General features: G+C 64.7%; 19 protein-coding genes. 10 read left to right on the forward strand and 9 right to left on the reverse strand.

What is annotated here, in order from left to right:
• Window positions 1-142 precede the first annotated feature (142 nt).
• Window positions 143-1,045 carry an Hsp33 family molecular chaperone HslO gene (gene hslO, locus AC0Z2B_RS02005; RefSeq protein ID WP_416421934.1) on the reverse strand — a complete coding sequence of 301 codons (903 nt, stop codon included), beginning with the start codon at window positions 1,043-1,045 and terminating at the stop codon, window positions 143-145.
• Between the two features lie 110 nt (window positions 1,046-1,155).
• On the opposite strand from hslO, the gene AC0Z2B_RS02010 reads away from it, so the two are divergent.
• Entirely contained in the window at window positions 1,156-1,953 is a 798-nt protein-coding gene (locus tag AC0Z2B_RS02010; RefSeq protein ID WP_473005094.1) for a phosphatase PAP2 family protein, read from the forward strand.
• On the opposite strand, the gene AC0Z2B_RS02015 is transcribed toward AC0Z2B_RS02010, so the two are convergent.
• Window positions 1,950-2,348 (reverse strand): RNA-binding S4 domain-containing protein, encoded by a 399-nt coding sequence (locus AC0Z2B_RS02015; protein WP_416421932.1) that lies wholly within the window; start codon window positions 2,346-2,348, stop codon window positions 1,950-1,952. The two genes, AC0Z2B_RS02010 and AC0Z2B_RS02015, sit on opposite strands and share 4 nt — an antisense overlap.
• Before the next feature lie 269 nt (window positions 2,349-2,617).
• On the opposite strand from AC0Z2B_RS02015, the gene rimB reads away from it, so the two are divergent.
• Both rimB and rimK read left to right on the forward strand, forming a co-directional pair.
• The gene (rimB, locus tag AC0Z2B_RS02020; RefSeq protein ID WP_416421931.1) at window positions 2,618-3,100 is read left to right on the forward strand and encodes a retropepsin-like aspartic endopeptidase RimB; all 483 of its coding nucleotides are present in this window, start codon (window positions 2,618-2,620) and stop codon (window positions 3,098-3,100) included.
• A complete protein-coding gene (rimK, locus tag AC0Z2B_RS02025; protein WP_008372889.1) occupies window positions 3,097-4,002 on the forward strand; it encodes a 30S ribosomal protein S6--L-glutamate ligase in 906 nt (301 codons plus the stop codon). The genes rimB and rimK overlap by 4 nt, the downstream gene beginning before the upstream one ends.
• 175 nt (window positions 4,003-4,177) lie before the next feature.
• Here rimK and AC0Z2B_RS02030 read toward each other — a convergent pair whose 3' ends face one another.
• Together AC0Z2B_RS02030 and ompR are read right to left on the reverse strand one after the other, a co-directional pair.
• Complete coding sequence (locus AC0Z2B_RS02030; RefSeq protein ID WP_416421930.1) at window positions 4,178-5,491, reverse strand: ATP-binding protein; 1,314 nt, start codon at window positions 5,489-5,491, stop codon at window positions 4,178-4,180.
• A 90-nt stretch (window positions 5,492-5,581) separates the two neighbouring features.
• The gene (gene ompR / locus AC0Z2B_RS02035) at window positions 5,582-6,313 is read right to left on the reverse strand and encodes an osmolarity response regulator transcription factor OmpR (RefSeq protein WP_416421929.1); all 732 of its coding nucleotides are present in this window, start codon (window positions 6,311-6,313) and stop codon (window positions 5,582-5,584) included.
• A gap of 240 nt (window positions 6,314-6,553) precedes the next feature.
• Between ompR and AC0Z2B_RS02040 the strand changes: the two genes are divergently transcribed.
• From AC0Z2B_RS02040 to gshA, 3 genes are all read left to right on the forward strand, one after another.
• Entirely contained in the window at window positions 6,554-8,875 is a 2,322-nt protein-coding gene (locus AC0Z2B_RS02040) for a Tex-like N-terminal domain-containing protein (RefSeq protein WP_473005093.1), read from the forward strand.
• Window positions 8,875-9,258: a PaaI family thioesterase gene (locus tag AC0Z2B_RS02045; RefSeq protein WP_416421927.1), complete on the forward strand. Its 384-nt coding sequence runs from the start codon at window positions 8,875-8,877 to the stop codon at window positions 9,256-9,258. The genes AC0Z2B_RS02040 and AC0Z2B_RS02045 overlap by 1 nt, the downstream gene beginning before the upstream one ends.
• A 199-nt stretch (window positions 9,259-9,457) precedes the next feature.
• Window positions 9,458-11,041 carry a glutamate--cysteine ligase gene (gene gshA / locus AC0Z2B_RS02050; RefSeq protein ID WP_476294913.1) on the forward strand — a complete coding sequence of 528 codons (1,584 nt, stop codon included), beginning with the start codon at window positions 9,458-9,460 and terminating at the stop codon, window positions 11,039-11,041.
• A gap of 79 nt (window positions 11,042-11,120) precedes the next feature.
• Here gshA and argA read toward each other — a convergent pair whose 3' ends face one another.
• Entirely contained in the window at window positions 11,121-12,422 is a 1,302-nt protein-coding gene (gene argA, locus AC0Z2B_RS02055; RefSeq protein WP_416421925.1) for an amino-acid N-acetyltransferase, read from the reverse strand.
• A gap of 130 nt (window positions 12,423-12,552) precedes the next feature.
• Complete coding sequence (gene argE / locus AC0Z2B_RS02060) at window positions 12,553-13,701, reverse strand: acetylornithine deacetylase (RefSeq protein ID WP_473005091.1); 1,149 nt, start codon at window positions 13,699-13,701, stop codon at window positions 12,553-12,555.
• Between the two features lie 138 nt (window positions 13,702-13,839).
• Between argE and AC0Z2B_RS02065 the strand changes: the two genes are divergently transcribed.
• The gene (locus AC0Z2B_RS02065; protein WP_476294914.1) at window positions 13,840-15,207 is read left to right on the forward strand and encodes a CYTH domain-containing protein; all 1,368 of its coding nucleotides are present in this window, start codon (window positions 13,840-13,842) and stop codon (window positions 15,205-15,207) included.
• Window positions 15,208-15,301: 94 nt separating this feature from the next.
• Here the strand turns inward: AC0Z2B_RS02065 and AC0Z2B_RS02070 are convergent, their stop codons facing one another.
• Window positions 15,302-15,772: an Lrp/AsnC family transcriptional regulator gene (locus tag AC0Z2B_RS02070; protein ID WP_476294915.1), complete on the reverse strand. Its 471-nt coding sequence runs from the start codon at window positions 15,770-15,772 to the stop codon at window positions 15,302-15,304.
• Window positions 15,773-15,898: 126 nt separating this feature from the next.
• Here AC0Z2B_RS02070 and AC0Z2B_RS02075 point away from each other — a divergent pair, with 126 nt between their 5' ends.
• The 3 genes from AC0Z2B_RS02075 to AC0Z2B_RS02085 all read left to right on the forward strand — a co-directional run bounded on the left by AC0Z2B_RS02075 (window position 15,899) and on the right by AC0Z2B_RS02085 (window position 18,527).
• Entirely contained in the window at window positions 15,899-16,222 is a 324-nt protein-coding gene (locus tag AC0Z2B_RS02075; RefSeq protein ID WP_476294916.1) for a hypothetical protein, read from the forward strand.
• 127 nt (window positions 16,223-16,349) lie between these two features.
• Window positions 16,350-18,131 carry a type IV pilus assembly ATPase TfpB gene (tfpB, locus tag AC0Z2B_RS02080; RefSeq protein ID WP_476294917.1) on the forward strand — a complete coding sequence of 594 codons (1,782 nt, stop codon included), beginning with the start codon at window positions 16,350-16,352 and terminating at the stop codon, window positions 18,129-18,131.
• A 75-nt stretch (window positions 18,132-18,206) separates the two neighbouring features.
• Entirely contained in the window at window positions 18,207-18,527 is a 321-nt protein-coding gene (locus AC0Z2B_RS02085) for a DUF2388 domain-containing protein (RefSeq protein WP_416421919.1), read from the forward strand.
• A 67-nt stretch (window positions 18,528-18,594) separates the two neighbouring features.
• Here AC0Z2B_RS02085 and gcvP read toward each other — a convergent pair whose 3' ends face one another.
• Complete coding sequence (gcvP, locus tag AC0Z2B_RS02090; protein ID WP_476294918.1) at window positions 18,595-21,474, reverse strand: aminomethyl-transferring glycine dehydrogenase; 2,880 nt, start codon at window positions 21,472-21,474, stop codon at window positions 18,595-18,597.
• A gap of 90 nt (window positions 21,475-21,564) precedes the next feature.
• A complete protein-coding gene (gene gcvH, locus AC0Z2B_RS02095) occupies window positions 21,565-21,948 on the reverse strand; it encodes a glycine cleavage system protein GcvH (protein ID WP_476294919.1) in 384 nt (127 codons plus the stop codon).

The raw sequence follows: 21,948 nt of genomic DNA on the forward strand, positions 1-21,948 counted from the left end.
GTTTTGTAGTAGAGACAAAAAAACTACTACAGCTCTAAAAGTGGGCCGGATTATGCCAGAAACGTCCGGAAATAGTAGAGGCCTCCTGTCGAAACGGCGGCAACCCGGCGGCACTTACGCGATCTGGTTCTACTTAAACGTTTCAGTGACGGGTATCTGACGGCACTTCAAGACCACCGCCGGCGAAAAGCTGTGTAACTTCAGTGCTATCAAAGAGATAGCGTTGGCTACAAAACTGGCAATCGATCTCGATCACGCCGCCACGCTCGGCCACCAGGGCCTGGGCATCGGCTTCGCCGAGGCTGACCAGCGCGCGGGAAGAACGCTCGCGCGAGCAGCTGCAGCGGAAGCGCAGGGGTTGCACGTCGAACAGGCGCACGGCCTGGTCGTGGTACAGGCGGTGCAGGATGGTCTCGTTGTCCAGGCCCAGCAGTTCCTCGGCGGTGAGGGTGCCGGCCAGCACGGTTGCGTCCTGCCAGCTGGCCTCGCGCTCTTCGGCGTCCTTGAGTTTGTCGGCCGGCAGTTGCTGCAGCAGCATGCCGCGGGCGCGCGAACCGTTGGCGTTGAGCCAGAAGCGCGTGCCCAGTTGCTCGGAGATCTTGAAGTAGTTGGTGAAGCATTCCGACAGGTCGGCGCCGTCCAGTTCGACGATGCCCTGGTAGCGCTGGCCCTTGTTTGGGTCTACGGTCATGGCCAGCATGCCGTTGGGCATCAGGTCGGCCAGGGTGGCGCCCGGGTTGATGGCGTCGGCTTCGTAACGCGCCAGGCCGCGGATGTCGCGCTCGCTGGAGCATTCGATCATCAACAGCGGCACCGGGCCTTCGGAGCGCGCCTGCAGAATCAGCAGGCCGTCGAACTTCAGGGTACCGACCAGCAACGCGGCGGCAGCCATGAATTCACCCAGCAACTGGGCAACCGGTTCCGGGTAGGGATGCTTGGCCAGCACTTCGGCGTAGCTGCGCTCAAGCGAAACCATCTCACCACGAATGTCGCATTCGTCGAAGATGAAACGTTGGGTGTAATCGGTATCCGGTGTGTCGTGCATAGGAGTCTGGGTATCTGATAATAGTGACAAGATGTTTACAAGGGCCTATAAAAGCCCGTTTTAGAGCACCAGCCTGGTGCGGATCGCTCTGTCTGACATAGAGGTATCTTATGAACAAACCCGCACTGTTCCAAGCAAGGTGGAACGTACGAGGCCTTCTGCTATGTAATCTAATCGCGTTCGGGCTGATCGGGCTGTGGTTGCTGCCAGCCGGCCACGCGCTATTCACATCTTTCGACGAATGGCTGTTCCACCTGCTCAACCAGCCCCTGGCCGACCACGTGGTGTGGCGTTCGATCTGGGCCGTGTCGAGCATGCGCCCGTTCGACATCATTGTCGGGCTGATCCTGCTGTCGCTGCTGATCCGTGGCAATTGGGTGATCGAGGCCATTCACACCCGCCGGGCCACCCTGGCCTTCGTGTCGATGCTGGTACTGCTGCTGGTGATTCGCGCCCTGTTCGACAAGGTCTGCGACGCCATGGGCTGGCAACATCACAGCCCATCGCTGGTGCTGAGCGATGCCATCCGCCTGAGCGACCTGTACCCGCACATCGACTCGCACCTGGAGCTCAAGGACGGTTCGAACCAGAGCTTCCCGGGTGACCACGCCTCCGTGCTGCTGATCTGGGGCATGTTCATGAGCATCTTCGCCCGCCGCTTCGGCCAGTACCTGGTGATTTGGGGCCTGGTGCTGCTGTTTTCAATGCCGCGCCTGGTCGCTGGCGCCCACTGGGGCCAGGATGACTACATCGGCGGCGTGGCCATGGCCCTGCTGGCGCTGGGCTGGGGCTACTACACGCCGTTCGCCGCCGGTATCTCGGGCTGGCTGCTGCGCGTGACCCAACCGCTGTTCCGCGTGCTGCAGCGCCTGCCGCTGTTCAAGTGCCTGAGCGTGGTCAGCGCCTAGGACTCACTGTGAAACTGATGGAGCTGCCGACGCTGTTTCTTGGTCGGCCGCCCATCGGTGGTCACGCCCAGCGAGCCAGCCTTGCGCAACTGCGCCGCTTCCTCGCGCTTGGCCACGCTCTGTGGCGTCTCTTCATAGAGTAGCTGAGCCTCGGGCGCACCCTTGCGCACCACCGACAGCGCCTTCACCACCACGGTCCGCTCGTCGAAGCCGGTCCGCAGCTGGAATTCATCACCTACCCTGGGCTCCTTGCCCGGCTTGCAGCGCTCGCCACGGCAATGCACCTTGCCACTCTCGATGGCGGCCTTGGCCAGGGCGCGCGTCTTGTAGAACCGCGCCGCCCACAACCATTTATCCAGACGAACCTTGTCGTCTTCTTCCTGTTTTTGTGCCACAGCAAACCCTCGACTCAGGAATTTAATGGAACTGTACTACCGTGCCTGTCGGATGCAAGGTCAGACGCTCTGGGCTTAAAGTCCAGGCTCCGGCAATGGATCGCCAACAGGACCGTGCAGATGAACGAAATCTTCAGCTTGCCACTCAATATCTATCGCCATTTGCGCCGGTTTCTGCGTGAATACCGCGCTTTGCGAGACGGGTCGTTCCGCGGCCGCCCCACGGCGGCTATGCTGCGATCAGAAACCTTTTACCCTCGGTTGCCCCATTGAAGACATTTGATCATTTGACCGTTATCGGCCTGCGCGAGTGGGTGGCGCTTCCCGACCTGGGAGTTGCCGGCCTGCGCGCCAAGATCGATACCGGTGCCAGCACCTCCAGCCTGCACGCCACGGAGATAGAACCGTTCGAGCGTGATGGCGAGCAATGGGTGCGCTTCAACGCGCACCTGGGCTCGGTGGTGCAACTGCGTCACCGGCGCTGCGAAGCGCCGCTGGTGGCGATGAAGACCATCAAAAGCTCCAACGGCCACGCCCAGACCCGCTACGTCATCCGCACCACCCTGGCGCTGGGCGATCGGATCTGGCAGGTCGAGTTCACCCTGGCCTGCCGCAAGGCCATGCGCTACCGCCTGCTGCTGGGCTCCAAGGCCCTGGTGCATGGCCAGTTGGTGGTCAACCCAGGCGTTACCTACGTTCAAGACAAGCCGGCTTTTCCGGCCTCTACTACCTCTTCCACAGGTGTTGCATGAAGATCGCTGTGCTGTCGCGGAACCCGCGTCTGTATTCCACCCGCCGCCTGGTTGAAGCCGGGGTCGCGCGCGGGCACGAAATGGTAGTGATCGACACCCTGCGCGCCTACATGAACATCGCCAGCCACAAGCCGCAGATCCACTACCGCGGCAAACCGCTGGAAGGCTTCGATGCGGTGATCCCGCGCATCGGTGCCTCGGTGACTTTCTACGGCTGCGCGGTGTTGCGCCAGTTCGAAATGATGGGCGTGTTCCCGCTGAACGAATCGGTGGCCATCGCCCGCTCCCGGGACAAGCTGCGCTCCCTGCAGCTGCTGTCGCGCCGCGGCATTGGCCTGCCGGTGACCGGCTTCGCCCACTCCCCTGACGACATTCCCGACTTGATCCAGATGGTCAACGGCGCCCCGCTGGTGATCAAGGTGCTGGAAGGCACCCAGGGCATCGGCGTGGTGCTATGCGAGACCACCAAGGCCGCCGAGTCGGTGATCGAGGCCTTCATGGGCCTGAAGCAGAACATCATGGTGCAGGAGTACATCAAGGAAGCCGGCGGCGCCGACATTCGCTGCTTCGTGGTGGGCGACAAGGTGATTGCCTCGATGAAACGCCAGGCCAAGCCCGGTGAGTTCCGCTCCAACCTGCACCGCGGCGGCAGCGCCAGCCTGATCAAGATCACCCCCGAGGAGCGCATGACCGCCATCCGCGCTGCCAAGGTCATGGGCCTGAGCGTGGCGGGCGTGGACATCCTGCGCTCCAACCACGGGCCGCTGGTGATGGAGGTGAACTCTTCGCCAGGCCTTGAAGGTATCGAGGTGACCACCGGCAAGGACGTGGCCGGGATGATCATCGAACACCTGGAAAAGAACGGCGGGCCGAACCTTACGCGTACCAAGGGTAAGGGCTGACCGGACGCAGCCTTCGGCAGCTGCTACGCGAATGCGGATACCCCATCGCGTCGCCTGCATCGCGGCCAAGGCCGGCTCCTACCACGAACAGAGTAGGAGCCGACTTTAGTCGCGATGCGTGGGGTGGTGTGCGCTTCCCGTAGCAGCGGCCGCAGGCCGCGTCCGAGCGCCGAACTCAGACCGCGTCGCGGGGCAGCATCAGCCCTAGCGGCAGCCGCACCCGTGCTTCCAGGCCGCCGCCCGAGCGGTTGCGCAGCTCCACGTTGCCGCCATGCATGGCGGCAATGCGCTTGACGATCGCCAGGCCCAGGCCAGTGCCCTTGCCGCTGCGGGCGCGGTCACCGCGAATGAACGGGTCGAAGATACTCGCCAGTTCGTCCTCGGGAATGCCCGTGCCACGGTCCAGCACGCTCAATACCACGTACGGCGCGCTGTTGTCGCCCGACACGTAGGCCGCCACTTCCACGCCATCGCCGGCATGATGCAGCGCATTGCCGATCAGGTTGGTGAGCAAGCGCTTCATGGAAATACGCCGCAACGGGAACGGCGGGATCGGTTCCAGGCACAGGCGCACGCGCTCCTGGGGCTGGTTGAACGGCGCCACGGTCTCTTCCACCAGTTGCGCGAGGTCGACCTCGACGATGGCCTCATCGCGCCCATCGCGGATAAACGCCAGGAACTGGTCGAGAATGGCGTCCATGTCCTCGATATCGCGCTGCATGTCGGCGGCCAGGTCGCTGGACGGGTCCATGAACTCGGTGGACAGCCGCAGGCGGGTCAGGGGCGTGCGCAGGTCGTGGGACACCCCGGCCAGCATCAGTTCGCGCTCGCGCCCGGCCTGTTCCACATCCTCGGCCATCTGGTTGAACGCGCGGTAAACCTCGGTCATCTCGCTGGGGGTATCGCTGATCGGCAGGCGTACGCTGCGGCCCTGGCCCAGTTGACGCGCCGCGAACACCAGCCGCTTGAGCGGCTGGCTGAGCTGGCGCACGAAGATCCACGCCGACGCGGTGGACAGCAGGCCGATGGCCAGGAACCAGCCCAGCACGCTCCAGATTTTCTGCCCACGCAGCGGGTGCGGGTACAGCGGCACCTTCAACCAGCCCGCGCCCAGGCTGGGCGCACGTACCCACAGCGCCGGCGGCGCATGCACGCGCAAGCGTACCTCGGTGTCGGCGCCCAGCTCGGCCTGCATCTGGCGCTGGTAGATCTCGCTGTAGGGCCAATGCTGCTCGCCCTCGGGCACCCCGCCACCCACCACCCGGATCAGGCCGGCGGCATCGGCGATGCGCTCGCGGTCATCTTCATCGGCCGCCCAGTAGGCCCGAAGGGTGAGTGCCACGCCGTGGCTGTACTGGCGGTCCACCAGCACGTCCTCGTTCATCAATAGATAAACCAGGGTGAGGGCCTTGGAGAACAGCACGACAGCCAGCACCAACCACAACGTGCGGGCAAAGAAACTCTGGGGGAACCAAACGGGGGTCTTCATATACAGCAGCCATAAAACTTGCAGGAACGAGCACCGCTCGCACTGATTGCGGATGGCGAGCCTTCGCGGCCCGCTCCTACAAATGCCCCGTCACTTGCTCTTGCCGTCCGGCACGAAGACGTAACCCACGCCCCAGACGGTCTGGATATAGCGCGGCTTGGACGGGTCGGGCTCGATCATGCGCCGCAGGCGCGAGATCTGCACGTCGATTGAACGCTCCAGGGCATCCCACTCGCGGCCGCGGGCCAGGTTCATCAGCTTGTCGCGGGTCAGCGGCTCGCGGGCATGCATGACCAGCGCCTTGAGCACGGCGAACTCGCCGGTGGTGAGCATGTTCACCTGGTCGCCGCGCTTGAGTTCGCGGGTGGCCAGCGACAGCGAATAGTCGCCGAAGGTGACCACTTCGTCCTCGCTGGCGGGCGCGCCGGGCACCGGGGCCACGCGGCGGAACAGCACGGCCTTGATGCGGGCAACCAGTTCACGCGGGTTGAACGGCTTGCCCAGGTAGTCGTCGCAGTGTTCCAGGCCGGCGATGCGGTCCTGGTCGTCACCCTTGGCGGTGAGCATGATCACCGGGATCGGGTTGACCTTCTCGCGGCGCAGGCGCGCGGCGGCCGTGAGGCCATCCTCACCGGGCAGCATCAGGTCCATGACCACCAGGTTATAGGACTCACGGGCCAGCAGCCGGTCCATTTCCTTGGTGTCGCCCACGGCGCGGACGTTGAAGTCGGTGTTTTCGGTGAGGAAGCGCACCAGCCGATCCCGGATGACCTGATCGTCGTCAACAATCAGAATCTTTGGTGCTTGTGCAGTACTGCTCATGGCTTACTCCTGTGATCTCGGCACGTATTATGGCGCAGGTGCCGAATCAGTGTGCTGTGTGCATTGTTAGCAGATTTTACCTGGGTTGCCATTACAGACGCGCCGACAGGTGATTTTGCCAGCATCCCCCAAGCCGGCATCGCTGGTTATAATGCGCCCCTTTTATGCCGGGCGCGCCCGGCAGTCCTGTTCGCCAGCCCCGGCCGGCGGCTCTGCATTCACAATTGCTCAGGTGGTCTCATGGACAGCATCAACAGCCGCATCGCCGCAGAACTCGGCGTACGCCCGCAACAGGTCGAAGCGGCCGTGGCACTTCTGGATGAAGGCTCGACGGTGCCTTTTATCGCCCGCTACCGTAAAGAAGTGACCGGCAGCCTGGACGACACCCAACTGCGTAACCTGGAAGAGCGCCTGCGCTACCTGCGCGAACTCGACGATCGCCGCGCCAGCATCCTGGCCAGCATCGAGGAACAAGGCAAGCTGACCCCCGAACTGGCCCGCGACATCAACCTGGCCGACACCAAGACCCGCCTCGAAGACCTGTACCTGCCTTATAAGCAGAAGCGCCGCACCAAGGGCCAGATCGCCCTGGAAGCCGGCCTCGGCGAGCTGGCCGATGGCCTGCTGGCCGACCCGATGCTGGCCCCGGAAACCGAGGCCGCGCGCTTCGTCAACGCCGAAAAAGGCGTGGCCGACACCAAGGCGGCCCTGGAAGGCGCCAAGTACATCCTGATGGAGCGCTTCGCCGAAGACGCCCGCCTGCTGGACAAGCTGCGCAACTTCCTCAAGCAGGAAGCCACCCTCAGCGCCCGCGTGGTCGCTGGCAAGGAAGAGGAAGGCGCCAAGTTCCGCGACTACTTCGAACACGACGAGCCGCTCAAGAGCATGCCGTCGCACCGCGCCCTGGCCATTTTCCGTGGCCGCAACGAGGGCGTGCTCAGCTCCACCCTGAAGGTGGGCGAGGAGCTGCCGGGCACCCTGCACCCGTGCGAGATGATGATCGGCGAACATTTCGAGCTGAAAAACCAGAACCGCCCTGCCGACAAGTGGCTGGGCGAGGTGGTGCGCTGGACCTGGAAGGTCAAGCTGTACACCCACCTGGAGACCGACCTGTTCGGCGAGCTGCGCGATGGCGCCGAGGCCGAGGCTATCAACGTCTTTGCCCACAACCTGCACGACCTGCTGCTGGCCGCGCCAGCCGGCCCGCGCGCCACCCTGGGCCTGGACCCGGGCCTGCGCACCGGCTGCAAGGTCGCCGTGGTCGATGCCACCGGCAAGCTGCTGGACACCGCCACCGTGTACCCGCACGTGCCGCACAACAAATGGGACCAGACCCTCGCCGTGCTGGCCGCCCTGTGCGCCAAGCACTCGGTGGACCTGATTGCCATCGGCAACGGCACCGCCAGCCGTGAGACCGACAAGCTGGCCGCAGAACTGATCAAAAAGTACCCAGGCCTGAAAATGACCAAGGTCATGGTTTCCGAAGCCGGCGCTTCGGTGTACTCGGCCTCGGAACTGGCCGCCAAGGAATTCCCCGACCTCGACGTGTCCATCCGTGGCGCCGTGTCCATTGCCCGCCGCCTGCAGGACCCGCTGGCCGAGCTGGTGAAGATCGACCCGAAATCCATCGGCGTCGGCCAGTACCAGCATGACGTCTCGCAGCTGAAACTGGCGCGTGGCCTGGATGCCGTGGTCGAGGACTGCGTGAACGCCGTGGGCGTCGACGTCAACACCGCCTCGGTGGCGCTGCTGGCGCGCATCTCGGGCCTCAACAGCACCCTGGCGCAGAACATCGTTGCCCACCGCGACGAGCACGGTGCCTTCAAGACCCGCGCCGCGCTGAAGAAAGTCAGCCGCCTGGGCGAGAAAACCTTCGAGCAGGCCGCAGGCTTCCTGCGCGTGATGAACGGCGACAACCCGCTGGACGCCTCGGCGGTCCACCCCGAAGCCTACCCACTGGTGCAGCGCATCGCCGCCGAGACCGACCGCGACATCCGCTCGCTGATCGGCGACAGCGGCTTCCTCAAGCGCCTGGACCCGAAGAAGTTCACCGATGAAACCTTCGGCCTGCCTACCGTCACCGACATCCTCCAGGAACTGGACAAGCCGGGCCGCGACCCGCGCCCCGAGTTCAAGACCGCCGAGTTCCAGGAAGGTGTGGAAGACCTGAAGGACCTGCAGCCGGGCATGATCCTCGAAGGCGTGGTGACCAACGTGACCAACTTCGGTGCCTTCGTCGATATCGGCGTGCACCAGGACGGCCTGGTGCACATCTCGGCGCTGTCCGAGAAGTTCATCAAGGACCCGCGTGAAGCGGTGAAGGCCGGCGACGTGGTCAAGGTCAAGGTCATGGAAGTCGACATTCCCCGCAAGCGCGTGGGCCTGTCGATGCGCATGAGCGACACCCCGGGCGAGAAAGTCGACGGTGCCCGTGGCAGCCGCCCGGGCGCGGCGCCACGCCAGCAAGGCGCGCCTGCACGTGCGAAAGAGCCTGCGGCAGCCCCGGCCAACAACGCCATGGCCTCGCTGTTCGCCAACGCCAAGCAGCTGAAGAAACGCTGATGGACATCCCTGAAGCGCTGGTCCACAGCGCCTTCAGCCAGCTGCTGGGGTGCCGCCTGCACAGCCTTGAAAAAGGCGAGGCGCAGGTGGCCCTGGCGCTGGAGCCGCACCTGCGCAACCGCGGCCAGGTGATGCATGGCGGCGCGCTGTTCAGCCTGGTGGACATCACCATGGGCCTGGCGTGCTCCAGCCATCACGGCTTCGACCAGCAGAGCGTGACGCTGGAATGCAAGATCAACTATATGCGCCCGGTGGCCGAGGGCGAGGTGCTGTGCGTCGCCCGCATCGTCCACGGCGGCCGTCGCACCCTGGTGGTCGACGCCGAAGTGCTTCAGGGCGACAAACTGATGGCAAAAGCGCAGGGGACCTTCGTGGTTCTCTAGCGGTTTGTATCCTGAATGGGTTAATTTCGGCACTGCGTATGCGGTGCCGGAATCGACTCGCTGGATACAAATGGAACGTCAGGCGAAAAATCTGACACCAATAACTGTACCAGGCGACAACGCCGGTTCCTTTCGTCACCCTTGTAGACCGTCAACTCTACCCCCATATTGGGGCGACTGACGCGTGAAGGAATCCAACTTGAGCGAAATTCTCAACCGCCGCCTGCGCCTTCTGCGCGAGCGTGCCAACCTGACCCTGCTTGAGCATTGCCTGCACGGCATCGAGCGCGAATGCCTGCGCGTCACTGCCCAGGGCCGTCTGGCACAGACGCCGCACCCCGAGGCCCTGGGCGCTGCCCTGACCAACGAGCAGATCACCACGGACTACTCCGAGTCGCTGCTGGAGTTCATTACCCCAGCCCTGGCCGACCCGGCGCAGACCCTGCAAAGCCTGGAGAAAATCCACCGCTTCGCCTATTCCAAGCTGGGCAACGAGTTCCTCTGGAGCCCTTCGATGCCCTGCCCGCTGCCGGCCGAGGAAGACATTCCGATCGCCTACTACGGCACCTCGAACATCGGCCAGCTCAAGTACGTCTACCGCCAGGGCCTGGCCCTGCGCTACGGCCGCACCATGCAGTGCATCGCCGGCATCCACTACAACTTCTCGCTGCCCGAGCAGCTGTGGCCACTGCTGCGCGAAGCCGAAGGCGCCGTTGAAAGCGACCGCGACTACCAGTCCTCGGCCTACATCGCGCTGATCCGCAACTTCCGCCGCTACAGCTGGCTGCTGATGTACCTGTTCGGTGCCTCGCCGGCCCTGGACGCCGGTTTCCTGCGTGGCCGCGGCCACCAGTTGGAACAGCTGGACGCCGACACCCTGTACCTGCCGTACGCCACCAGCCTGCGCATGAGCGACCTGGGCTACCAGAGCAATGCCCAGGCCGGCCTGACGCCGTGCTACAACGACCTGGCCAGCTACACCGACAGCCTGCGCAAGGCCGTGGCCACGCCGTACGCGCCGTACGTGGAGATCGGCACTCACAAGGATGGCGAGTGGGTGCAGTTGAACACCAACATCCTGCAGATCGAGAACGAGTACTACTCCAACATTCGCCCCAAGCGCGTGACCTACACCGGCGAACGGCCGATCCAGGCGCTGATGGCCCGCGGCGTGCAATACGTGGAAGTGCGCTGCCTGGACATCAACCCTTTCCTGCCGACCGGCATCGACCTGCCCGAGGCGCGCTTCCTCGATGCGTTCCTGCTGTACTGCGCCCTGCAGGACAGCCCGCTGCTGGAAAGCAACGAATGCGGCGGCGCCACCAACAACTTCCTCAGCGTGGTCAAGGAAGGCCGCAAGCCAGGCCTGCAGCTGGTACGTGACGGCCAGCCGGTGGAGCTCAAGCAATGGGCCGCCGAGCTGCTGGACCAGATCGCGCCGCTGGCAGAACTGCTGGACGAAAGCCACGGCAGCGACGAACACGCCAAGGCCCTGGCCGCCCAGCGCGCCAAGGTCAGCGACCCATCGCTGACGCCGTCGGCGCAGGTGCTGGCGAGCATGGCTGAACACAAGGAAAGCTTCGCGCAGTTCTCCCTGCGCCAGAGCCAGGTGCACGCGGAATTCTTCCGCAGCCAGGCCTTGAGCGTGGAAGAGCAGGCGAAGTTCGAGGATATGGCACGCAAGTCCATCGCCCAGCAGGCGGAGCTGGAGCAGACCGAGGTGGGCGATTTCGACACCTTCGTGGGCTCGTACCAGGCGAGCATCCTGGGTATCAGCAACTGATATAACGCGTCGTGCCCATCGCGGCCAAGGCCGGCTCCTACGACGATCAGCGTAGGAGCCGGCCTTGGCCGCGATAGCTTTAGAGCGCTTTTTCGAAGATTTTCGAGTTTCGCTGGTAGTTGTACAGCGACGCCCGCGCCGCCGGCAGGCGCTCCACACCGCTTGGCTCGAAGCCACGCTCGCGGAACCAGTGGGCGGTGCGGGTCGTCAGCACGAACAGGGTCTTCAGGCCCATCTCCCGCGCACGGTGCTCGATGCGCTCCAGCAACTCGTCGCCACGGCCGCCATGGCGGTATTCGGGGTTCACCGCCAGGCACGCCAGCTCGCCGGCTTCGGAGTCGGCAATGGGGTACAGCGCCGCACAGGCGATGATCATGCCTTCGCGCGCCACCACACTGAACTGCTCGATCTCACGCTCCAGCACCTCGCGGGAACGGCGTACCAGGATGCCCTGCTCTTCCAGCGGGCTGATCAGGTCCAGCAGGCCGCCAACGTCTTCAATCGCCGCCTCGCGCACCTGCTCGAACTGCTCCTGGGCCACCAGGGTGCCGCCACCGTCGCGGGTGAACAGCTCGGTGAGCAGCGCGCCGTTCTCGGCATAGCTGACGATGTGGCTGCGGCCCACGCCGCCCTTGCACGCCTGGGCGGCGGCATCGAGCAGTTCGGCCTGGTAGTTTTCCATGCCCAGGCGCTCCAGGTGCGCGGGCACCTGCTGTGGGCGCAGCTCACGCACCAGCTTGCCATTGGCGTCGATCAGGCCGCGATCAGCGCCGAACAGCAGCAGCTTATCGGCACCCAACTCGATGGCGGCGCTCATGGCCACGTCTTCGCAGGCAATGTTGAACACCTCGCCAGTAGGCGAGTAGCCCAGTGGCGGCAGCAGCACGATGGAGCGCTCGTCCAGCAGGCGGTTGATGCCCTTGCGGTCGACGCGGCGCACTTCGCCGGTGTGGTGGTAATCAATGCCTTCGACCACGCCGATCGGGCGGCCGGTTACCAGGTTGCCGCCGGCCACGCGCAGGCGGGCGCCTTGCATGGGCGAGGAAGCCATGTCCATGGACAGGCGCGCTTCGATGGCGATGCGCAGGGCGCCGACGGCGTCGACCACGCACTCCAGGGTGGCAGCATCAGTGATGCGCAGGCCGCGGTGGTAGTGCGGGGTCAGGCCACGGGCGGCCAGGCGGCTTTCAATTTGCGGGCGCGAGCCGTACACCAGCACCAGGCGCACGCCCAGGCTGTGCAGCAGCACCAGGTCATGGACGATGTTGCCGAAGTTGGGATGGTCGATGCCATCGCCGGGCAGCATCACCACGAAGGTGCAGTCGCGGTGGGCGTTGATGTAGGGAGACGCGTGACGGAGCCAATTGACGTATTCGGGCATAACTTCAAAAGCCTGTGGAAGAGTGGACGAGCAACGTGGGAACGCACAGCTGGCTGCTGGTTATCGTCGTAACAGGCTTGGCAACACGCGGGCTCTCCTCTCTTGCAATACGAATGGGCACGGCAGCCGTTTAGGCCGGCTGCAGGCAGTAATGTTCAATCAACTGACGTAGTAGACGCACTGTGGGCTCAAGACGTGACATTTCCAGGAATTCTCCCGGCTGGTGTGCGCAGGCGATGTCGCCGGGCCCCAGAATCAGGGTCTCGCAGCCCAGGCGCTGAAGATAAGGCGCTTCGGTGCCGAATGCCACCGCTTCCGCCCGGTGGCCGGTCAGGCGCTCGGCCACCCGCACCAGTTCGCTGTCGGCAGCCTGCTCGAAGGGCGGCACTTCGCTGAACAGCGGCGCGTAGTCGATCTTCACCTGGTGCAGCTCGGCCAGGGGCTCGAGCTTCTGACGAATGGCGGCGCGCAGCACCTTGGGGTCCATGCCCGGCAGCGGCCGCAGGTCGAATTCCAGCGAACACTGGCCGCAGATGCGGTTGGGGTTGTCGCCGCCATGGATGCAGCCGAAGTTCAGGGTAGGCTGCGGCACGCTGAACTGCGGGTTGTTGTATTCCACCTGCCACTGCTTGCGCAGGCCCATCAGTTCGCTGATGGCGCCGTGCATGGCTTCCATGGCGCTGTGGCCCAGGCTTGGGTCGGAGGAATGGCCGCTGCGGCCGAGAATGTCGATGCGCTCCATCATCACGCCCTTGTGCAGGCGGATCGGCTTGAGCCCGGTAGGCTCGCCGATCACCGCCGCGCGGCCCAGGGGCCAGCCGGCGGCGGCCAGGGCCTTGGCGCCGGCCATGGAGCTTTCCTCGTCGCAGGTGGCGAGGATCAGCAGCGGCTGCTTGAAGTCATGGGCCAGTAGCGGCAGCACCGCCTCGATGATCAGCGCGAAGAAGCCCTTCATGTCGCAGCTGCCCAGGCCTACCCAGCGGCCATCCACTTCGGTGAGCTTGAGCGGGTCGGTCTGCCAGAGTTTTTCGTCGTAGGGCACCGTGTCGCTGTGGCCCGACAGCACCAGGCCGCCAGGGCCGGTGCCACGGCTGGCCAGCAGGTTGAACTTGCCCGGCGACACCTCGCGGATGTCGCAGGCGAAACCCAGGTCGCCCAGCCAACTGGCCAGCAGGTCGATCACCGGTTTGTTCGACTGGTCGAGGCTGGCCTGGGTGCAGCTCACGGAGGGCGCGGCAATCAGCGCGGCGAACTGCTCTTTGAACGATGGCAACGGCATGGGCTTTCTCCAGGTTCCGAGCCCCATCATAGAGCCATTGAGCACCGAGAATAAACCGCCGGGATGCTAGTCCTGTACACTGCACGGCCTTAGCAGTCATCTGCGCTCCTATCAGAACAGCGCCTGGATTCTCCCGCCATGCAAAAAGAAACCGAAATCAAACTGCGCGTCAGCCCCGAAACCCTGGCTGAACTGCGCGAACACCCGTTGCTGAAAAAGCGCAACAAGAGTGGCTGGGAACGCCGTGAGCTGTTCAATCAGTATTTCGACACCCCCACCGGCGAACTGGCCGGCGCCAAGGTTGCCCTGCGCCTGCGCAAGGACGGCGATGAAATCATCCAGACCCTGAAAACCCGCGGCCAGAGCGTTGCCGGCCTGTCCGAGCGCAACGAGTACAACTGGGACCTGACCAAGGCCAAGCTGGACCTGAAGAAGCTGGACGGCGAATGCTGGCCGGAAGAACTGGCCGAGCTGGACAAGAAAACCATCAAACCGGTGTTCACCACCGACTTCGTCCGCGAACGCGCGGAAATCGCCTGGGGCCGCGGCAAGGCCAAGGTGGTGATCGAGGCGGCCCTGGACCTGGGCAAGGTCATTGTCGGCAAGCAGTCCGAAGAAATCTGCGAGCTGGAGCTGGAGCTGCGCGAAGGCGAGCCGGCCGCCCTGCTGGAGCTGGCCGCGGAACTGGCCATCAAGCTGCCGCTGATGCCCTGTGACATCAGCAAGGCCGAGCGCGGCTACCGCCTGGCCGAGCCGGGCAGCTACGCCCTGAGCCTGCCGGCGCCAGAGCTGAACGCCGAAATGAGCCTGGACGACGCGTTCACCGCCCTGGCCTGGCACCTGCTGGGCAGCAGCCAGCGCCTGGCCGAGCAGTACCGCTTCAACGGCCACTGGCGCCTGCTGCAAGACTGGGTGGCGCAACTGATCGAACTGCGCGCCCTGGCCGGCAGCCTCGGCCAGGCTGCCCCCCGCAGCACCACCCACGAGCTGCGTGTGAGCCTGGACGCCCTGCTGGAAGACTGGCGCCCGCTGGTGCAGGCCGGCCAGGAAGACGAGGACGTGCGCCAGGCCGCCCCCGAGCAGTTCATCGAAGAGCTGCAGGACACCCGCTGGGGCCTGTTCTCGCTGAACACCTCGCGCTGGCTGATGGCCCGTGCCTGGACCGTAGAGCGCAACAACCGTGGCAACCGCCAGGGCGCCGCGCAGCTGATCAACTGGCTGAGCCACTTCCTCGCCGAAGAAGCCGCCGCGTTGCAACTGGGCCGCTACCAGCAACAGCCTGAAGACCTGGCCGAGCAGCTGCCGCGCATCGAGCGCATCCAGGCCTGGCTGCACCACGCGCGCAACGTGCTGGACCTGCCGGAAGTGGACCGCCTGTACGGTGAGCTGAACAAGCTGCACCAACTGGCCGACACCGACATCAGCGACGAAGTGCTGGAAGCGCGCGTGCACCAGGCGCTGACCGTCACCCAGTGCCGCGCCTGGAAGCAGATCCTGCGCAAATAACCCGTAGCAGCGGCCCAAAGGCCGCGTCACCGGCGCCGCGGTATGCCTGACGTACCGCGTTGGCCGTGACGCAGCCTGCGGCAGCTGCTACGGGTTAGCGCAGCACTGGCAGGCTGGTGGTGGACTTGATCTCGGATAATGCCACGGTCGAGTTCACCTCCTGGATGCCCGGCACCAACGACAGTTTTTCAAAGAAGAACCGCTCGTAGGCCTCGATGTCCGGGGTCACGATGCGCAGCAGAAAGTCCACCGACCCCATCAGCACATAACACTCCAGCACTTCCGGAAAGCCGCGTATCGCGTCGGTGAATTCAGTGAAGTTGGAACGGCCGTGGGCGTTGAGTTTCACCTCGGCGAAAATCTGCGTGTTGAGGCCGATTTTCTTGCGGTCCAGCAGCGTCACCTGCCCGCGAATCACCCCCTCTTCCTTCAGCCGCTGTATCCGTCGCCAGCAGGGCGACTGCGACAACCCCACCTGCTCGGCAATCTGCGCACTGGAAAGCGAAGCGTCCTCCTGCAGCAGGGCAAGGATGCGCCGGTCGTAGTTATCCAGCTCGCTGTGCATAAAATTATTCCATTTCGACGTTCATGCGAATCGCATGATTCGCCTATCGCCATTATGCGACTGATTGAGGCAAGAAATACCCCGCTCGTCATGGAAAACTGTGCCCATCGTTCCAGGAGCCCAGCCATGACTGCCCACGAAGCCCATTTGCCTGCCCGCAGCGACACCTGGAGCCCGCACCAGGCCACCACTTGCGTGCGTTACCAGCTGGTTGCCGAGGCCGAGCCCGACAGCCTGTGCCGCGTGCTGAACCTGTTCGCGATGCAGTACCTGACCCCGCTGGCCCTGAACGTGGTACGCGAGGACGACCTGCTGCACGTCGACCTGAGCATCGACGGGCTCAGCTGGCATCGCGCCGAAGTCATCGGCAACAAAATACTCAACCTCATCTGCGTGTTGTCGGTGGAGCTGCAGCCAGCGGCCAGCCAGGGCTTCGCCGCAGCTGGCTGAAGGCCTGCAAGGCCTTGAAACTTTTTCCCCACGGCACCGGCAACATCATCGGGTTTCCCCGGTCTACCTTTGACGCTCAGGCGCACTTTTCCTGCCTGGGCGTTGTAGACCGATTCAAGGAGCCCGCATGTCCGTCGTCACCGTCATTGAGGACCGCTGGCTGGATCTGAACGAACTGTTGCGCGACCTGGTGGACCAGGGTTTCATCAGCCAGGATTCGGCTGAACACGCCATGGCCGCACGCCGGGCGTTGCACAACACCCAGCTGCACCCGCTCGAATTCATCGCCAGCCAGCAACTGGACGACCGCAGTCGCCCAGGCAAGGCGCTGGAACTGGAACAACTCACCTTGTGGCTGGCGCAGCAGGCCGGCCAACCCTACCTGCGCATCGACCCACTGAAAATCGACGTGGCGGCGCTGACGCCCCTGATGTCCTACGGCTTTGCCCAACGACACCGTATCCTGGCCGTGGACGTGTCGCGCACCACCGTCACCGTGGCCAGCGCCCAGCCGTACGTGAGCGCCTGGGAAGCCGACCTGACCCATGTGCTCAAGCGCAAGATCAAACGCGTGGTCGCCAACCCGGTGGAAATCCAGCACCTGACCGTGGAGTTCTACCGCCTGGCACGCTCGGTCAGCGGCGCCAACAGCACCGACCAGCGCGGCACCAGCCCGGGCAACTTCGAACAGTTGCTGAACCTGGGCGCCAGCGACCAGGAGCCCGACGCCAACGACGCGCACATCGTCAACATCGTCGACTGGCTGTTTCAGTACGCCTTCCAGCAGCGCGCCAGCGATATCCACATCGAACCACGGCGCGAGCAGGGCACGGTGCGCTTCCGCATCGACGGCATCCTGCACAACGTGTATCAATTCCCGCCCCAGGTGACCATGGCCATCGTCAGCCGCCTGAAAAGCCTGGGGCGGATGAACGTCGCCGAAAAACGCAAACCCCAGGACGGCCGGGTCAAGACCAAGACCCCGGACGGCGGCGAGGTGGAACTGCGCTTGTCGACGCTGCCCACCGCGTTTGGCGAGAAGATGGTGATGCGCATCTTCGACCCCCAGGTGCTGCTCAAGGACTTCCATGCGCTGGGCTTCGGCGCCGAGGACCTGCGCCGTTGGGAAGACATGATCAGCCAGCCCAACGGCATCATCCTGGTGACCGGCCCCACGGGGTCGGGCAAGACCACCACCCTGTACACCACCCTCAAGCGGCTGGCCACGCCCCAGGTCAACCTGTGCACCATCGAGGACCCCATCGAGATGGTGGAGCCGGCGTTCAACCAGATGCAGGTGCAAGCCAACATCAATCTGACCTTCGCCAGCGGCGTGCGCGCGCTGATGCGCCAGGACCCGGACATCATCATGATCGGCGAGATCCGCGACCTGGAGACCGCCGAGATGGCCGTGCAGGCTGCGCTTACCGGGCACCTGGTGCTCTCCACCCTGCACACCAACGACGCCCCCAGCGCCATCAGCCGGCTGCTCGAGCTGGGTGTGCCCCACTACTTGATCAAGGCGACGCTGCTGGGGGTGATGGCCCAGCGCCTGGTACGCACCCTGTGCCCGCACTGCAAGGCCCCACAGCCCCTCGGCGAGGAAGACTGGCAGACGCTGACCCGGCCCTGGCAGGCGCCGTTGCCGGCCACCGCGTACCGCGCCATCGGCTGCAACGAATGCCGGGACACCGGGTTTCGTGGCCGTGCCGGGGTGTACGAGATCATGCAGATGACCGACACGGTGAAGGCGCATATTCAGGCCGAGACCGACCTGGCAGCGCTCAAGCGCCGGGCCGTGATGGAGGGCATGCGCACCTTGCGCCTGTCTGGCGCGCAGAAGATCGCCGCCGGGCTGACCACCGTCGAGGAAGTGCTGAGGGTGACTCCAAGAAATGATTTGAAATAGAACCGCCGCTATCGGGAACTCCGCTTCAGGCTTGAGAATCCAAATCATGAACAAATCCTGTCGGAGTCACCCATCATGCGTCTCAAAACTGCCGTCGTAACGCTCGCCCTGCTCTCGGTACCGGTCGGCTCCGCCATGGCCGGGGATTTCCTGAGAGACGTACTGTCCTCTGGTGCAACCACCGGTTCCACTTACCTCACGTTCCGCCACCACAAGCTGATCGTCGCCGCCCAGGACGACGCTGGCAGCTACGTGGCGAGCAACGGCAGCATCAAGGGCCCGTACCTTGAGGCCGCGATGCAGCAGGTGCGCACCGACAACCCAGGCCTGAAGGCGTCGGACATGGAATTGGCCAACGCCATTCTGATCAAGGGCGCCGAGCCAGCCGGCGAATAAGCCTCTGTAGCCGCTGCCGCCAGGCCGCGTCCGGGCCAACATCGCGGACGCAGCCTGGCGGCAGCTGCTACGGGGTTCGGTAGTCGTCTACCGGCACGCAGGCGCAGTACAGGTTTCTATCCCCATATACGTTGTCGACCCGGTTCACCGCTGGCCAGTATTTGTGCGCCTGCGTGTGACCGCTGGGGGTTATCGCCTGGGCGATGGGGTACGGGCGCTCCCACGGCGCGGTGATGTCGGCCAGGGTGTGTGGCGCGCGCTTGAGCGGGTTGTCCTCGGCCGGCCAATGGCCATTGGCGACCTGGGCGATTTCCGCGCGAATGCTGAGCATGGCCTCGACGAACCGGTCCAGCTCAGCCTTGGACTCGCTCTCGGTAGGCTCGATCATCAGCGTACCCGGTACCGGGAACGACATGGTCGGCGCATGGAAGCCGTAGTCCATCAGGCGCTTGGCCACGTCCTCCTCGGTGATGCCGGTCTGCGCCTTCAGCGGCCGCAGGTCGAGGATGCACTCGTGCGCCACGCGGCCATTGCGCCCGCTGTACAGCACCGGGAAAGCCCCGCCCAGCTGTTGTGCCAGGTAGTTCGCCGACAGGATCGCCACCTCGGTGGCGTCCACCAGCTGCGGCCCCATCATGGCGATGTACATCCAGCTGATGGGCAGGATGCTGGCGCTGCCCCAGGGCGCGGCGCTGACGGCGCCGTTGTTCGGCAGCGGCCCGTCGATGGGCACCACCGGGTGGTTGGCGACGAACGGCGCCAGGTGTGCGCGCACGCCGATCGGGCCCATGCCCGGGCCACCGCCGCCATGGGGGATGCAGAAGGTCTTGTGCAGGTTCATGTGCGACACGTCGGCGCCAATGTCGGCCGGCCGCGCCAGGCCCACCTGGGCGTTGAGGTTGGCGCCGTCCATGTACACCTGGCCGCCGTGCTGGTGGATCACCTGGCAGATCTCGACGATGCCTTCCTCGTACACCCCGTGGGTGGAGGGGTAGGTGGCCATCAGGCAGGAGAGCTTGTCGCCGGCGGCCTGGGCCTTGGCCTTGAGGTCATCGAGGTCGACGTTGCCGGCCTCGTCGCATTCGACGATCACCACCTGCATGCTGGCCATCTGCGCCGAGGCCGGGTTGGTGCCGTGGGCCGACGCCGGGATCAGGCAGATGTTGCGCTGCCCCTGGTGGCGGCTCTCGTGGTACTTGCGGATGGCCAGCAGCCCCGCGTACTCGCCCTGGGCGCCGGAATTGGGCTGCATGCAGATGGCATCGAAGCCGGTGATGGCGCACAACCACTGCTCCAGCTCGTCGATCATGGCCTTGTAGCCGCGCGCCTGCTCGGTGGGCGCGAAGGGGTGCAGGTTGGCGAACTGCGGCCAGGTGATGGGGATCATCTCGCTGGTGGCGTTGAGCTTCATGGTGCAGGAGCCCAGCGGGATCATCGACTGGTTCAGCGCCAGGTCCTTGTTTTCCAGCTGCTTGAGGTAGCGCAGCATCTCGGTTTCGCTGTGGTGCAGGTTGAACACCGGGTGGCTGAGGTAGCCGGACGCTCGCTCAAGCGCCGCCGGAACGCCTGCAGGCAGGCTTTCAGCGTCCAGCGCCGCCACCTCCAGCCCGTGGTCGGCGCCCAGCAGGATGTCCCATAACACCCGCACCGTGGCCTCGTCGCAGGCTTCGTCGAGGCTCAGCCCGACGTGGCCGCGCCCCAGGATCCGCAGGTTCACCCGCGCCGCCTGGGCACTGTCGATGATCGCCGTCTGCGCGCCGCCAACGTCCAGGGTGAGAGTGTCGAAGAAGTGCTGGTTGACTCGGCTGATGCCTTTGCGCTCAAGCCCTGCCGCCAGGATTTGCGTGAGCCGGTGCACGCGCTGGGCAATGCGCCGCAAGCCGACAGGGCCGTGGTACACGGCGTAGAACGCGGCGATGTTGGCCAGCAACACCTGGGCGGTGCAGATGTTGGAGTTGGCCTTCTCGCGGCGGATGTGCTGCTCGCGGGTTTGCAGGGCCATGCGCAAGGCCACGTTGCCGCGGGCGTCTTTGGAGACGCCGATGATGCGCCCCGGGATCGCGCGCTTGTACTCGTCGCGGCTGGCGAAATACGCCGCGTGGGGCCCGCCATAGCCCATGGGCACGCCGAAGCGCTGGGTGGAGCCCAGCACCACGTCGGCGCCCATCTCCCCTGGAGGCGTGAGCACCAGCAGGCTCAGCAGGTCGGCGGCCACGCAGGCGATGGCCTGGCGGGCGTGCAGTTGCTCGATCAAGGGGCGCAGGTCGCGCACTTCGCCATGGGTGTCGGGGTATTGCAGCAAGGCGCCAAACACATCGTGGCTGGCGAGGTTGTCCACGGCATCGATGACCAACTCGATGCCAAAGCCTTCGGCACGGGTCTGCACCACCGAGATGGTCTGCGGGTGGCAATTGCTGTCGACAAAGAAGCGTGGGCTCTTGGACTTGCTGACCCGCCGCGCCAGGGCCATGGCCTCGGCAGCGGCGGTGGCTTCGTCCAGCAGCGAGGCGTTGGCCAGCTCCAGCCCGGTGAGGTCGATGATCATCTGCTGGAAGTTGAGCAGCGCTTCCAGGCGGCCCTGGGCGATTTCCGGTTGATACGGGGTATAGGCGGTGTACCAGCCGGGGTTCTCCAGCACGTTGCGCAAGATGACCGCCGGGGTGAGGGTGCCGTGGTAGCCCAGGCCGATGAGGCTGGTCCACACCTCGTTCTGCTGGGCGTGGCCGCGCAGTTTCGCCAGGGCAGCGGTTTCGTCCAGCGCCGGCGGCAGGTCCAGGGGGCGGTTGAAGCGGATGCTGGGCGGCACCGTCTGTTCGATCAACTGGTCACGGCTGGCCAGGCCCAGGGCTTCGAGCATGGCGCGCTGTTCCGCGGCATCGGGGCCGAGGTGGCGGCGAGGGAAGGCGTCGGGGTCTTGCAGTTCGCGCAGCGTTGGCAACCGGGACATGGCGGCTCTCTTTTCCGAGACATGACGGGCCTCGATGGGTCGAGGCCTGTTCAGTCTAGAAAGAGAATGCCGCCCGTGCCGGGAACTTGGTTACTCGCCGATGGCGGCTTTGTAACCAGCGGCGTCCAGGAGCTTGTCCAGCTCGGCCGGGCTGCTTGGCTTCAGTTTGAAGATCCAGGCCCTGTAGGGTTCTTCGTTGAGCAATTCTGGGCTGTCGGCCAGTTCTTCGTTGATGGCGATCACTTCGCCCGATACCGGCGAGTAGATGTCGGAAGCGGCCTTCACCGATTCAACCACGCCAGCGGCATCGCCTGCGGCGAACACTTTGCCCACTTCGGTCAGTTCCACGAATACCACGTCACCCAGGGCTTCCTGGGCGTGGTCGGAGATACCCACGGTCACGCTGCCGTCGGCTTCCAGGCGCGCCCACTCGTGGCTTTCGGCAAAACGCAGGTCAGCAGGAATATTGCTCAT

The organism is Pseudomonas sp. GYB4201 (assembly GCF_056312595.1).